The organism is Pseudomonas sp. TZ252 (assembly GCF_056110345.1).
Genome location: NZ_CM148566.1, coordinates 5,653,184 through 5,666,479 on the forward strand (window position 1 = coordinate 5,653,184; position 13,296 = coordinate 5,666,479).

11 protein-coding genes are annotated in these 13,296 nt (G+C 68.6%); 3 read left to right on the top strand and 8 right to left on the bottom strand.

Features of this window, described 5'->3' with window-relative positions:
- Positions 1 to 107 precede the first annotated feature (107 nt).
- The 6 genes from ACYAF3_RS26120 to ACYAF3_RS26145 all read right to left on the bottom strand — a co-directional run bounded on the left by ACYAF3_RS26120 (position 108) and on the right by ACYAF3_RS26145 (position 7,010).
- Positions 108 to 965 (bottom strand): EAL domain-containing protein, encoded by an 858-nt coding sequence (locus ACYAF3_RS26120; RefSeq protein ID WP_003122782.1) that lies wholly within the window; start codon positions 963 to 965, stop codon positions 108 to 110.
- On the bottom strand, positions 962 to 1,675 hold the full coding sequence (locus tag ACYAF3_RS26125) for a fimbrial biogenesis chaperone (RefSeq protein ID WP_003113635.1): 714 nt from the start codon (positions 1,673 to 1,675) through the stop codon (positions 962 to 964). The genes ACYAF3_RS26120 and ACYAF3_RS26125 overlap by 4 nt, the downstream gene beginning before the upstream one ends.
- Entirely contained in the window at positions 1,665 to 3,026 is a 1,362-nt protein-coding gene (locus ACYAF3_RS26130) for a fimbrial protein (RefSeq protein ID WP_058137921.1), read from the bottom strand. Before ACYAF3_RS26130 ends, ACYAF3_RS26125 begins: the two co-directional genes overlap by 11 nt.
- Complete coding sequence (locus ACYAF3_RS26135) at positions 3,023 to 5,641, bottom strand: fimbria/pilus outer membrane usher protein (RefSeq protein ID WP_105579251.1); 2,619 nt, start codon at positions 5,639 to 5,641, stop codon at positions 3,023 to 3,025. Before ACYAF3_RS26135 ends, ACYAF3_RS26130 begins: the two co-directional genes overlap by 4 nt.
- Positions 5,625 to 6,371 (bottom strand): fimbrial biogenesis chaperone, encoded by a 747-nt coding sequence (locus ACYAF3_RS26140; protein ID WP_003088863.1) that lies wholly within the window; start codon positions 6,369 to 6,371, stop codon positions 5,625 to 5,627. The genes ACYAF3_RS26135 and ACYAF3_RS26140 overlap by 17 nt, the downstream gene beginning before the upstream one ends.
- A gap of 87 nt (positions 6,372 to 6,458) precedes the next feature.
- Positions 6,459 to 7,010 carry a fimbrial protein gene (locus ACYAF3_RS26145; protein WP_003120281.1) on the bottom strand — a complete coding sequence of 184 codons (552 nt, stop codon included), beginning with the start codon at positions 7,008 to 7,010 and terminating at the stop codon, positions 6,459 to 6,461.
- 853 nt (positions 7,011 to 7,863) lie between these two features.
- Here ACYAF3_RS26145 and ACYAF3_RS26150 point away from each other — a divergent pair.
- Genes ACYAF3_RS26150 through ACYAF3_RS26160 form a run of 3 tightly spaced genes read left to right on the top strand, consistent with a single transcriptional unit; the run spans position 7,864 to position 10,152 of the window.
- Positions 7,864 to 9,090, top strand: coding sequence for a phosphoadenosine phosphosulfate reductase (locus tag ACYAF3_RS26150; protein ID WP_105579252.1), 1,227 nt, complete (start codon positions 7,864 to 7,866; stop codon positions 9,088 to 9,090).
- The gene (locus ACYAF3_RS26155; RefSeq protein ID WP_003102153.1) at positions 9,087 to 9,599 is read left to right on the top strand and encodes a GNAT family N-acetyltransferase; all 513 of its coding nucleotides are present in this window, start codon (positions 9,087 to 9,089) and stop codon (positions 9,597 to 9,599) included. Before ACYAF3_RS26150 ends, ACYAF3_RS26155 begins: the two co-directional genes overlap by 4 nt.
- Positions 9,517 to 10,152, top strand: coding sequence for an IbrB-like domain-containing protein (locus ACYAF3_RS26160; protein WP_003088853.1), 636 nt, complete (start codon positions 9,517 to 9,519; stop codon positions 10,150 to 10,152). The genes ACYAF3_RS26155 and ACYAF3_RS26160 overlap by 83 nt, the downstream gene beginning before the upstream one ends.
- A gap of 35 nt (positions 10,153 to 10,187) precedes the next feature.
- Here the strand turns inward: ACYAF3_RS26160 and ACYAF3_RS26165 are convergent, their stop codons facing one another.
- Positions 10,188 to 11,636 (bottom strand): aldehyde dehydrogenase family protein, encoded by a 1,449-nt coding sequence (locus ACYAF3_RS26165; RefSeq protein ID WP_003160203.1) that lies wholly within the window; start codon positions 11,634 to 11,636, stop codon positions 10,188 to 10,190.
- 21 nt (positions 11,637 to 11,657) lie between these two features.
- Positions 11,658 to 13,295 carry a GMC family oxidoreductase gene (locus ACYAF3_RS26170; RefSeq protein ID WP_009876367.1) on the bottom strand — a complete coding sequence of 546 codons (1,638 nt, stop codon included), beginning with the start codon at positions 13,293 to 13,295 and terminating at the stop codon, positions 11,658 to 11,660.
- Between the last annotated feature and the right edge of the window lies 1 nt (position 13,296).

Below are 13,296 nucleotides of genomic sequence, written 5' to 3' on the forward strand. Positions count from 1 at the left end.
CCGGGACTTCGGCACAACGCACCTCGGCATCGTCGCTGCTGTGACGGCGCCGCCGGCCGACCGTTCAGATTTTTCGCCGACCGTGCCAGGCCGGGCGCCCTCCCCGGTCACCCCGGGCGGCTCGCCAGCGCCTCGATCCGCGCCCGGCTCTTCGGCCGGCGTACGGACAGCGGCGGTTCGACCCGCATCGGCGGCGCGATCGCGTTGCCCTGGAGATAGACGTCCCCGGTCGGCAGCCGGGCGAACGCATCGTCCTCCTCGAGACCTTCCAGGACCACGCAGGGCGCCAGTTCGCGGCACAGGGCCAGCAGATGGCGCAGCACTTCGGCGCCCTTCGCCGAGCGACGTGCTTCGCGGGTATACCGGCAATCGATCTTGATCACATCGGGACGGGCATCGAGAACGAAGTCCAGGTTGTTGTGCGCCGCGCCGAAGTCGTCTATCGCGATGCGCACGCCATGTTCGCGCAGGCGTCGGATGAACTCCCGGGTCGCGACTCTCTCGCCCACGGCGGTCTCGGTCAGCTCCAGCGTCAGCCTCCGTGCCACCTGCGGACGGGCGGCCAGCCATCGGCAGACCGCTTCCCACCAGGCATCCATCGCCGCGCTCTGGCGCGACAGGTTGCAGGCCAGGCGCAAGGTAGGCTCGGCGTTCAGCCGGTCGAGGACCGTGCCCAGCACGCAGCGATCGAGCAGGCGTACCAGGCCGAGCCGCTCCAGCGCCAGGATCAGTTCCTGGGTCGGCAACGGCGGCTCGCCGCTGGCGGCCGTAACCCTGAGCAGGGTTTCCCGGTAGAGCGGCTCCCATTCCGGATGCCCGGCATGCCGTACGGCCTGCCAGTCCAGGCGCACCCGACCGCGCGCCAGGGCGGCCTGGAAACGCCGGGCGAGGCGCAGGTCGCCGGCCAGGGAGGCGGCAACGGCCGGTGGGTGCTCGTGCTGGCGAGCCTGTGGGGAACCGTTCACTGTAGAGCTTTCCTTTCCTGGCGGCTGACGCCGTTGTCGTCGATCCAGTCGAACGCCACCTCGCCGCGCGTCCCGCCGTCCACCCGCCGCGGCAGGCCGAGGCGTCGTTGCGAGCGCGGAGCCAGCAGCGTTCCGGGCAGATCCAGGCGCGTCTCCCCTATCTCCAGCGCCAGCCCCGCCAGGGACACGAAGTACGGCGTCGGGTTGTCCACCCGCAGGGTCTCGTCGCGCAGCGCGAAGCCCAGTTCGGCGGCCGCGTCCTCGGCGTGCGGATGCAGGCCGTGCGGGCGGTACAGCACCTTCATCTGGGTTCGCAGGGTGACCGTGAGCCGGGGCCGGCCAGCGGCCTCGGCGGTGGCTTGCGGGGGGATCTCGTAGATGTTCAGCCAGTACAGCGATTCGCGATCCCGTGCCTGGGCCTGGCCGGTAGCCAGCAGGCGCAGGCTGCGCTGGCGTCCCGGCTCCAGGCGGAATACGGGCGGCAGCGGCAGGAACGGAGCCAGCGCGGTATCCGGTTCGCCGTCGAGGGCGCCGTCATCGACCCACGCCTGCACCAGCACCGGGTAGGGATTCTGGTTGACCAGCAGCAACGAGGCCTCGCGCTGGCCCTCCACGAACACCAGGCGGGTGCGCTCCGCGGTCACTCCGGCCTCGCTCGTCGGCGCGAGGCAAAGCATGGCCAGCAGCGCGAGCGCGCGCCTACTGGACACGGATAACCACCTGCGCCGTGGCCTCGACTCGCCCCGCCGTGACGCCGGGCTGGCTGCCGAGCGCGAGTTTCTCCAGGCGCGCGCGGAAGGTTTCGCGGTACAGGTCGATGCCGCCGCTACCGCCGTTGGCCTGGGTCGCGCCACCGATGGCGGGGTACCAGCCGGTGGCCTCGGCGTTGCTGCCGCCGGCGGAGTTCTCGTTGGCCAGGAGCGTCATCGGCGTGCCGTCGCGGTAGATGCGGATGCCGACCCCACGGGCAATGCCCGGCTCCCCGTAACGGTCGGAGAGCAGGTAGGACAGTCCGCCACTGGCGTTGACCAGGCCCAGCGCCGGGCTGGCCGCCAGGGCCCCGCTGGACACGCGGATGCCCAGCGCCGTGGCGCCGGCCCCGGTGCCGTTGGTCATGCCGCTCTGGCACTTGAAGGTGAGTTCGAAGGGCGCCTCGCGCACGCCGCCGCTATCGATCTCGGCCAGGGTGATGGGCGGGAACTGCACGTGCGGGGTGACCGTCATCACCGCGCAGGTGGGATAGCGTTTCAGGGTCACGTAGCGGTACAGCCCGATGGCACCCGGCCAGTTGCTGTACCAGCCGCCCCAGTTGCCGCCCACGTGCGCCTGGCCGACGGTCGGCGCGGTCAGGCCCGGCCCCTTGATGGCGATGTAGGCCGCCGGCTGGGTGTAGGAATAGGGCTGCGAGAGGATCGTCGGCGAGTAGTAACGGATCGCCTCCAGCGGCGCGCTGTACAGCTCGGCGCGTACCGCTGCGAGGTTCTTCGCCTTGACCAGCTGGAAGCCGCGCGAGTCGATGTCCAGCCCGGAGAGCTGGCGCTCCTTCCAGATCGGCGTGATGGTTTCCCCCGTCTCGACGTTGGTCAGGCGCAGCAGCACGTTGGGCCAGGCGGTCCGGTAGGCATCCTGCAGGCCGATGTCGTTGCCCACCGTGTTGGCGCCGGTGTAGTAGCCGCTATAGAGATCGTCGCCGTTGGTAGAAAACATCTCGTAGACGGCGTCCCCGGCGCTACAGCGGAAGAACACCCGTTCGGGGTCGTAGCCGCCGGTGGCGCCGTACTGGGTCAGCGGCGCCACCGCGCTGGCGATGAGCGTCGGATAGGGCTGGAAACTCTCGTCGCTGACGTTGACCACGCTGGGCAGGCCGAGCGAGCCATTGCAGGTGTCGCAGGCGCCGGTCCAGCTGCCGGCGGTACCTTCGCCTGGGCGGATCTGGGTGTTCGAGGTGGTCGTCTCGCTGCCTACCGAGGTGACCCGGTAGCAAGTCGCCTGGCCACTGGCGGGAAGCCCCAGCAACACGCCGAGGGCCAGCGCGGGCAGCAGGGGAAGCGTGCGGTTCATCTGGCGTTCTCCAGGTTGGAGTCGGTGGTGGCTGCCCGGCAGGTGCCGCGCAGGCGGATCAGCGCCTGGTCGCGAGACACACCGGCCAGGTCGTAGGGCAACTCGCAACGCTCCTTGCGCGCCGTTCCCCATTGCACCAGCAACCTGCCCCGCTGGTTTTCCGCGCGCGCATAGACCTGGCCGCCCTGCCCGACCATGCCGATGGCCGCCCCGCCGTCGTCGACCACCACGGCGCCGAGCGGCAGCACACTGCCGTCCTCGCGCCGTGCCTGGATCAGCAGCGGATGGCCGGTCAGCGTCCTGAACGTCACGCGCACGCTGGCACCGGCGTAGGGCGCGACCTTGCGCTCGGTTTCCAGCAGTTCGGCGTCGGGATCGATGCCAACGGGATCGAGGGAGATCGGGTTGTAGCGATAGGGCGACAGCGAGGGGGCCAGCGCATAGCCGTTGCCGTCGATGCGCGCGCCCTGCCCGCCGCGTATCGCGGCACCGCTGGCGCCCTTGGCCTCGACCAGGGCGAAGGTATCGCCGACGCTGGGGCCAAGGGTCAGCCCGTCGCGGTGGGCGACCAGCGCGCCACGGATGCCGCCACTGTATTGCCGGTAGCGATCGCCCTGGGCATAGCCGGCATTCACGGTGGCCAGCGCCGCCTGCTTCTGCAACGTGCCGTTCCAGGTGGTGTCGGCGACCTCGCTGTCGCGGTTGGCGGACAGCGCGTAGCTCCAGGTACGCTCGTCGCCCAGCGTACCGTTCAGCCCGGTTTGCAGGCTGCCGCCACGGCTGTCGCCGGAGCGCCGGGTAGCCATGGCGCTGAGCGTCGGCGCCCGACTGGAAGAACCCAGCGGCATGGAGACGCTGAGGGTCAGGGTGTCGTTGCGCTGGCCGCTGCGCCGGTCGCGCCGGAGCAGCTCGACGCTAGGGTCCTGGTCGCCCTGCTCCTGGTAGTAGGTGGTGGTCTGCCGCGACCAGGCGAGGTTGTAGCTCAACTGCCCCCAGGTATTGGAGTAGCCGAACTGCAATTGGGTGTCGCGGCTCTTGCCGTCGTAGAAATCGCTGGAGGAGCCGGAAAGATAGAGGTTGCCGTAACCGCCGAGGGCCTGGCTCACCAGCAGGTTGAACTGGTTGCGCTGCTTGTAGCTGCCGGAATCCCAGGTGTCCCCGTGGCGCAGTGCGTCGCGCGAGCCGAGCACGTCGCCGAGTTCGCGGTAGCCTTCGGTGGAATAGCGGTAGCCGGCCAGGGTCAGGGTAGTGCCGGTGGGCTGGAAGGTCCGGCTGTAGTCGAGCCCGATGCGCCAGCCCTGCTTGCGCGCGCCATCCTCGACGCGTGCGCTGGAATAGGTGCTGTTCAGGCCGAAGGCGCCGAAGCGGGTGGCGAGGACGCCGCCGCCCAGCATGGCCAGGTAGTCGTCGGCGACACGCAGTCCCAGGTTGGCGGTCAGGGCGTTGCTCATGCCGCGCTGGTAGGTGAAGTCGGCGAACAGGTCGTCGCCGTCGCCGTACTGGCGCGCCTGGCCCAGGGTGAAGCTGTAGCGCGACAGGCCGGGACGCATGGACTCCGGGACCGAGGCGAACGGCACGCTGAAGCTCGATACGCTGCCATCGGCTTCGAACACCTGGACATCCAGATCGCCGGCATAGGCGCTGTCGTAGAGATCGTCGATGACGAACGGACCGGGGGCGACATTCACCTCGCGGATCTTCCTGCCGTTCTGGCTGATCACCACCCGCGCCGCGGTGGCCGCGGTGCCGCGCACCTGCGGCGCATAGCGGCGCAGGGACTCGGGCAGCATGCGGTCGTCGGTGGCCAGGCTCAGGCCGCGGTAGCCGATGCTGCCGAGCAGGTTGCCGGCGGTGTAGCTCTCCCCCGCCGTCAGTTCGCTGCGCCAGGCCGGCAAGGCGCGCTGGGCATAGGTGCGGATGCTGTTCCACTTGCGCCTGGCCTGCCCGTTGTAGCGGGAATAGGTGTAGTTGGACTGGTGGCGCAAACGCCACAGGCCGAGGTTGATGCCGCTGTTCAGGCCGACATAGGCGTAGTCCGATCGTCCCGATTCGCCGCCGCGGTATTCGGAGCGATAGAGGTTGGTGTCGTAGTTGACGAAGCCCATGCTGTCGCCGGCGTCCCACTCCTCGGGGCTGACGTAGCCGCGCGGCTTGAGGTCGAGCAAGGCTTGCGGCACCGAGAGATCCAGGCGCAGGCGGGCGACGTCCAGACTGAACCGCGAGCCGGGCAGGCGTGCACCGAGAAAGGCGCAGTGGCGCCCGTCGCCGCTCTTGCGCGGATCGTCACCAGGCTTGGCGCCGAGGCGCTGGCGCAGGAAGTCTTCGTCGAGGCAGGGCTCCACCGCGCCGCTGGCGGGGTTGGCGCGGAAACTCACTTCGCTGCGGCTGGCGAAGCGCTCGTTGAGGTAGACATCGACGTGATAGCGACCCGGATCGATCCGACCGTCCTGGTTGAAGCGCGACAGGTCGCCGCCGCCCAGGGAAGAGCCGAGCAACAGGCGATCATCGAATTCGTAGCCGGGCTGGGCATGACCGAAGGCGCTCGCCGCCAGCGCCATGCCGCCCGCCATCAGGGCCGTGCCGGTGCGGCAGCGGCGTTCATGGCGATAGGTCATGACGGATATCCATATGGGCGCCGTAGTCGTTGATCAGCAGCGCGTGCAGGCGCACGCGTCCCGGCGGCAGGGCTTCTCGGGTTTCGGCCTGCCATTCGGCATGGCTGCGCGGCTCCAGCATGCCGCTGCGCAAGCGCCAGCGGCGCTGGCCGACGCTGAGCGTGGCGCTGGCGAACGAGGCGTAGTAGCCGCTCGGGTTGTCCACCCGCACCGCCCAGCCGGCGCTGCGCCGGACCAGTGCGAAACGCAGTTGCCCGGGCAGGTCCTCGGGACGGCCCTGGATGCCCGCCGGGCGGTAGAACAGCTTCAGGCGATTGCGCAGCATCAGCAGCATCTGGTTCCGATCCGCATGGCTGCTGTTGCGTGGCGGGATCTGCAGGACGTTGAGATGGAACAGCGATTCGCGATCGCCCGGCAGGCCCTGCCCGGTGTAGACGATGCGCAGCGTCTGGCCGCTGTCCGGGGCCATGCGGAATACCGCCGGGTTGACCAGGAACGGCGCGTCCGCCTGGTCCGGCGGCGCGTCCGGGGCGTCGATGTCGACCCAGGCCTGGACGACGTTGGGAAACGCATCGCGATTGCTCAGTTGCACGGTCTTCTCCCGTGCCTCGCCGGGATAGATCACCCGGGTCCCGGTCACCACCACGCTTGCCCGCGCCTGGGCGATGCTCGCCAGCAGGACGAGCAGAAGCGCCGATGTCCTGCCGGATCGGTACGAATGTCTGGGCATGCGGCTTACCTGGCCGGGCACGGTCCAGCGACCGGGCCCGGCTTTAGTGCTGGGAAAAGGAAGGGGCGGCGCATGCGCCGCCGGCATTCACTCGTAACGCAGCGTGTAGGTCACGGCGCCGAGTACCGGACCGGGCGTCACGGTCGCCGCTTCGGAGACGTACTGCACCGCGTAGTCGTAGCTGGTGCTGGTGGCTCCGTTGGCGAGCACGATATCGCCGGCGGGCACCGCCGCGCCGCCGGCCAGGTCGACCGGGTTGCCGCCGACGCTATCGAGCAATTGCAGCGCCACGCCCGTCGCGCCGCTGGCGGCGGTGTTCACCAGGTTCCCGGCGGCGCTGGGGTTGGTGGCCTGGAACAGGGTGGTGAAATGCTCGTCGGCCGTCGGCGCGACGCAATCGGTGAGTTGCAGGGTGAAGGCGGTTTCGCCGGCGCTGCGGCCCACTGCGCCATCGAGGGCGCTCACCGGTACGCTGTCGAGGATCACCGTGGGGTCGGTGAAGCCGTTGACCGCGACCTGGCAGGTCTGGTCGGTCACTTCGCCGCTGAATGTGATAGTGTTTGCCGCCATCGCGGTTCCCGAAGCGGCAATTGCCGCAAAGGCCAATACCACTGCGCATGGGTTCGAAGTTCTGGTCATGCCTATGTTCCTTGTGTGAGGCAATAATCGTCCACCCGCCTTTTATTTCGGCCGGGAACGCGGTAAAGACTCGAACGAGTTCAAATCGATAATCAGTGGTGCGAACCACCGATATAAGTATCCCGTGCACAGGCGTCGAGGTGAACGCCGAACGGCGGACTTATAAATCCGTTCGAGTGCCCGCCATTCGGGGAATTGCCTCGTTTCGCAGGGTACCGCCGCCTCTTCGTGCTATCCGTCGACATTGCAACGCTTGTATTTCCGACTATGGAACTCTGGCATCCCGGCCTCTCTTGCTTGTCTTCGCCAGTTTGGACTTATAATAAAAACCGTCATCCGTGTAATGCATGGATGGTGCCATGCAGTTAACTTCCAAGTTGGAAGTATGCACTTCCCTTTTATTCAACGAATAATTACCGTCGACTTTTCCCGGGCAATTTCCATGTTCACCCGCAGGCGCTTCTCCTTGCGCAGCAAGCTTTTTCCGCCGCCGCTCAGAAGTCCGGTGCGCAGACGAGTGCCAACGGCGGCGTGCGCACTCTCTTTGCAAGTGGGCGCTACGCCGATGCTGTTCGGAGAATCCGTCTTGCGACAAGTCAACAACTCGAACCACGGCTTCGCCTAGCATTGAAAAAGTTCCTGCACGACAGTTGTCGGGCCTGTTGGTCGTCGCTCTGCCAAGTGCCTGGACATATTTCCGTTATCCACTGATTCGGAGTCCAACGTCGCCGAACGTGCCGGCTGCCGCGACTCTCGAAAAAATAGCCTGGAGAAACTCCGAAACAAACATTGCACATGGACCGTCGTCGCAACGGTCTCCCTCAATAGTTATTAAAAGAAGAGGTTCGCACCCATGGCAGGCAAGCATTACCAGGATGCCGATGTGCATGCCGCAACCCTATCCCGCCTCCGACTGGTATTCCGGAACTTCGAGCGCGTCTGCGTCGCCTTCTCCGGTGGCAAGGACAGCTCGGTCACCCTGCAATTGGCGCTGGACGTGGCACGCGAGTTGGGACGCAGCCCGGTGGACGTACTGTTCATCGACCTGGAGGGGCAGTACCAGGCCACCATCGATCACGTCAGCGAGATGCTCGGGCGTCCCGACGTACGCCCCTGGTGGGTCTGCCTGCCACTCAACCTGCGCAACGCCTCCAGCCTGGAGGAACCCTACTGGTGCTGCTGGGAGCCCGGCGCCGAGGCCGACTGGGTGCGCCCGCTACCGAAGCAGCGAGGGGTGATCAGCGACCCGGCGTTCTTCCCCTTCTACCGCTACCGCATGGAGTTCGAGGAGTTCGTCGCCGGCTTCAACGCCTGGCTGGCCAGGGAAGAGCCTACCGCGTTCCTGGTCGGCATCCGTTCGGACGAATCGCTCAATCGCTACCTGGCGGTCAAGCGCAGGAGCCGGGCGAAACAATGCGCCTGGACGCCGCCGGGCGGCTCCGCGCCGCTGGCCTGGAGCGCGCGCGACCGGGCCAACCCGCAGGCGGTGAGCTTCTTCCCGATCTACGACTGGCGTTTCGAGGATCTCTGGCGTTGCGTCGCCGACCACGGCTACGCCTATAACCGCCTCTACGACCAGATGTACCGCGCCGGCGTGCCGTTCTCGCAGATGCGCATCTGCCAGCCCTATGGCGACGACCAGCGCAAGGGCCTCGACCTGTTCCACCGGATCGAGCCACGCACCTGGTTCAAGGTAGTCCGGCGCGTCGCCGGCGCCAACTATGGGGCGCGCTATTGTCGCCAGCGCTTCCTCGGCTACCGTGGCGGCCTTGGCCTGCCGCCCTCCTTCGGCACCTGGCGCGAGTACAGCCAGTTCCTCCTGCGCAGCATGCCGCCGCCTCTGCGCGGCATCTACCAGCGGCGCATCGAGCGTTTCATCCTCTGGTGGAAGCAGCACGGCTATCCCCTTGCCATCTGGCCGGACGCGGGGATCCCGGCCCTGGAGAATCGTCGCAAGCAGCCGTCCTGGCGGCGTATCGCGCTATCCCTGCTGAAGCAGGACATGGCCCGCTCGCTGTCCTTCGGCTTCTCCCAGGCCGATATCGACAGACTGGTCCCCGGTCGGGAGAAGCGCTCGTGATCCGCCCGCAAGACTGCGAGATCCTGCAGTGGCGCTCGTTCGACGACGAGGCCGCCTTCTTCGCCAGCATGGGCCGCTTCTTCGCCAGCGCCCGGGTGCGCCGCGAATGCGGCGGCTACCCGCTGAGCGACGGTCCCTACCACCGCTGGTTCGTGCTCCGCCGCCAGGGGGACACGCGGATACTGGGGTTCGTCAGCCTGGAGCAACATCCCGACGTGGTTCGCCTGCGCGATGCCTACCTGCGTGCGGAAGCGCGCGGTCGCGGGCTGTTCCGCACCCTGCGCGAGCGGGTCCTCGGGCATGTCGACCAACTCGGGCTGGCCTGTACCACCCGCGCGCCCCAGGCCTGCGCGCGCCTTCTCGAACCGCACGGCTTCGCCGTGCATTCCACCCGGGGTAGCTGGGTGACGCTCATGAGGAAAGCCCATGGCACAGACAAAGACACTGACGGAGCGAGCCGAGGCGCTGTTCGGCGAACTGCACGGGTTGCCGCTTGCCGAGCGGATTGAAGCCATCAACCGGATCCGCCGGCTGCTCCACGCGCACAGTCCGTTCGCCGAAGAGCCGGTCGATTGCGTGCAGTGGGTGCGTGCCGAGCGCGTCGCCGGCAACGACTACAACCCCAATACCGTCGCGCCACCGGAGATGCGACTGCTGAGGCTGTCCATCGAGTCCGACGGATTCACCCAGCCCATCGTCGCCTATCCGCAGGCCGACGGGCGCTACGAGGTGGTCGACGGCTTTCACCGCCTGCGCGTGGGCAGCGCCAAGGGCGCGCTGCGCCAGCGTCTGCACGGCTACCTGCCGATCGCCGCGATACGCGCCGGGCGTGAAGGCGACAGCGAGCGCATCGCCGCCACCATCCGCCACAACCGAGCACGCGGCGTGCACGGCGTATTGCCGATGACGGCGATCGTGGTGACCCTGCTCAAGGCCGGCTGGAGCGAGGCCGACGTGGCCCGCGAACTGGGCATGGACAATGACGAGGTGCTGCGTTTCAAGCAGGTTTCCGGATTGCCCGAGCTGTTCCGCGAACACGTGTATTCCCGCTCCTGGGAGTAGCGGGCGGCGCCGTCGGCCGCACCGCTCGCCCAGGCTCAGGCCGCGCCGGTGGTCAGGCTGATGTGCTTGTATTCGACGAAGTCGTCCAGGGCGGCGACCCCGTTCAGCCGGCCGAGGCCGGACTGGCGGTAGCCGCCCTCCTCGAATTCGTCGTAGACCTTGGCCCAGTCGTTGATCCACACGGTGCCGGCGCGAATCTTCCGCGCCACCCGGAAGGCACGCGCGACATCGCGGGTCCAGACCCCGGCCGCCAGCCCGTACTCGCTGCGGTTGGCCAGGGCGACGCCCTCCTCCTCGTGCTCGAATACCTGCAGGGTCAGCACCGGTCCGAAGGTTTCCTGTTGCACGATGTCCAGGTCCGGATCATCGACCTCCAGCAGGGTCGGACGGTAGAAGGCGCCGGCCGCCAGCTCGCCCTCGGTTACCGGGCCGCCGCGGACCACCACCCGCGCGCCGGCGGCGATGGCCTGGCGTACGGCTCGCTCGACGCGCTCGACGTTGGCCTTGTCGATCAACGGCCCCATGTCGCTGCGCGGGTCCGCCGCCGGCCCCACGCGCAGGTTTTCCAGGCGCTGCGCCAGGCGTTCGCGTAGCCGTTCGGCAACGCCGCGCTGCACCAGCAGGCGCGAACCGGTCATGCAGAACTGCCCGGCGAACACCGTCAGCGACTTCTCCAGCACGGGCAAGGCGGCGTCCAGGTCGGCGTCGTCGAACACCAGGTGCGGTGTCTTGCCGCCCAGTTCCAGGCCGAAGCGCTTCAGGTGCCGCGCGCCGGCGGCGGAAATCGCTCGGCCGGTGGCGCTCGAGCCGGTGAAGCTGATCACCGGCACCTCGGCCGCGTCGATCAATCGCCGGGCGCCTTCGGAACCCGATTCGCTGAAGATGTTCACCGCCCCGGCAGGCAGCGACGGCGCTTCGGCGATGATCCGCGCGACCATGGCGTTGGTCTGCGCGGTCTGCCCCGGCATCTTCACCACCGTGGTGGTACCGGCGGCCAGCGCCGGCGCCAGGGAGCGGATCATCAGCACCACCGGTGAATTCCACGGCACGATGATGCCGGCGACGCCCATCGGCTCGCGCAGCACCAGCGACACCACGTCGGGGCGCGGCGTGCCGCTGGCGCCCCGTTCGCTGCGCGCCAGGCCGGCGTAGTAGCGCAGCTTGCCCGGCACCATGCCGACCTCGAAGGCAGCCTCGGGCTTGATCTTGCCGTTCTCCAGGGCAAGCAGGTCGATCAGCGCATCGGCATGCCGCTCGAAGGCCGCGGCGATTTCCTCCAGGGCTGTCGCGCGCAGCGCGTGGTCGTCCTTCCAGGGACCATCTTCGAAGGCGCGCACAGCGGCGGCGATCGCCGCGTCGGCCTCGGCCCGCCCGCCGTCGGCGTAGGTGCCGATCGGCTGGCCGCTGGCCGGGTCGAAGGATTGTCCCCGCTGCGCGGAATCGAGCCATGCGCCGTCGATCCAGTGTCTGGCGTGTCCGTTCATCTGCAAGTTCTCCTGGGTCGGTCAGGCGATGCGCTGCGCGAGGTGCTCGGCAACGGCGATGGTGGTGATGTTGGTGGCCACCGAAATGGCATCGGGGAAGATCGAGGCGTCGATCACCCGCAATCCTTGCAGGCCATGCACCCTGCCCTCCAGGTCGACCACCGCCCAGCGCTCGCCGGCGCGGCCCATCGGCGCGCTGGAGGTCGGGTGGTGGTAGGTATCGAGGGTGGCGCGGATCGCCGCTTCGATCTGCGCATCGCTGCGTGCCTCGGGCCCCGGCCCGAGTTCGGCGTGGATCAGCCCGGCGAGCGGTTCGCTGCGGCCTATCCGGCGCGCCAGCTTGACCCCTTCCAGCAACCGCGCGCGGTCTTCGGCCTCGGCGAGGAAGTTCAGGTCGATCAGCGGCGCGACGGCCGGGTCGCGGCTGGCCAGGCGCACACTGCCCAGCGATTGCGGCCGGGTCAGGGCCACGGCGAGGACGAAGCCGACCCCGGTCGGGCTCATCTCGGCGGGGAACAGGTGGGTGGCGGTGATGTGCAGGTCCAGCTCGCCGTTCTGCGCCCGCGAGCTATGGGTCCAGAGCTTGGCGCCGATCACCGGCGACTGCGCGCCGATGCGCTCCGGCCGGGCGGCATAGGCGTTGTAGTAGAACGGATGGTCCTTGAGCCGGCGGCCCACCGGCAAGTCGGCAAGCAACGGGATCGACAGCGCCTTCAGCTCGTCGGCCGGGCCGACACCGGAGCGCAGCAGGATCGCAGGGCTGCCGTAGGCGCCGGCGCTGAGGATCACTTCGCCGGCGTGGATTTCCTCGCCGGAGGCCAGGCGCACGCCCACCGCGCGCTTGCCTTCGAAGAGCACCCGGTCGACCAGCGCGTCGCCGCGGATCGACAGGTTGGCGCGAGCGCGCACGGCGTTGTCGAGGTAGGCCATGCCGGTGTTGACGCGCACACCGTTGACGACATTCATCGGGTACGGCCCGACGCCGTTGGCGTCGGCGCCGTCGAAATCGGCGATGGCCTTGAAACCGTTGGCCAGGGTGGCGTCGACGAAGGCCCTCTGCATCGGCGAGAGATCGGCGCGGCTCAGTTGCCGCACCGGCAGCGGTCCGTCCCCGCCGTGCAGGGCCGGGTCGCCGCCCTGGCGGGTCTCCAGGCGGCGGAACGCCGGCAGCAGGTCGTCGTAGGACCAGCCCGGCAGATTCCAGCGGGCGAAGTCTTCGCGCCGCGCGCGGATCGCCACCGCGCCGTTGATCGCCGAGCTGCCGCCGAGGACCTTGCCGCGGACCGCATGGATCGGGTGCCCGATCGCCCCCGGTTGGGACTGGTAGCCCCAGTCGCTGGAGGGGTCGCCGCCGACGCTGTCGCTGCTGGCGATGATCCTGGGGTAGTCCCAGGCCGGATAGGCCTGGCCGGCTTCCAGCAACAGTACCCGGCGGTCGCCGCGCTCGCTCAGGCGCCGGGCGAGGACCGCGCCGGCGGAGCCGCCGCCGACGATCAGAACATCGATCCTGCCGCCATCGAAGGCCTTGCGGGGCGTTTCCGCCGTGGCGCTGGCCACGCCGGGCGCGCCGCCGAGCAGCGAGCCCAGGGCGAGCGCGGCGGAGCCGGCGACGGTCTGCGCCAGCAAGGTGCGGCGCGCCGGGTTTTCGGGTTGGTGCATG

Coding starts and splice junctions, on each gene's coding strand:
- ACYAF3_RS26145 (WP_003120281.1), bottom strand. CDS start 7,010: ATGACCAGAACTTCGAACCCATGCGCAGTGGTATTGGCCTTTGCGGCA.
- ACYAF3_RS26140 (WP_003088863.1), bottom strand. CDS start 6,371: ATGCCCAGACATTCGTACCGATCCGGCAGGACATCGGCGCTTCTGCTC.
- ACYAF3_RS26170 (WP_009876367.1), bottom strand. CDS start 13,295: ATGCACCAACCCGAAAACCCGGCGCGCCGCACCTTGCTGGCGCAGACC.
- ACYAF3_RS26160 (WP_003088853.1), top strand. CDS start 9,517: ATGGCACAGACAAAGACACTGACGGAGCGAGCCGAGGCGCTGTTCGGC.
- ACYAF3_RS26150 (WP_105579252.1), top strand. CDS start 7,864: ATGGCAGGCAAGCATTACCAGGATGCCGATGTGCATGCCGCAACCCTA.
- ACYAF3_RS26135 (WP_105579251.1), bottom strand. CDS start 5,641: ATGACCTATCGCCATGAACGCCGCTGCCGCACCGGCACGGCCCTGATG.
- ACYAF3_RS26130 (WP_058137921.1), bottom strand. CDS start 3,026: ATGAACCGCACGCTTCCCCTGCTGCCCGCGCTGGCCCTCGGCGTGTTG.
- ACYAF3_RS26165 (WP_003160203.1), bottom strand. CDS start 11,636: ATGAACGGACACGCCAGACACTGGATCGACGGCGCATGGCTCGATTCC.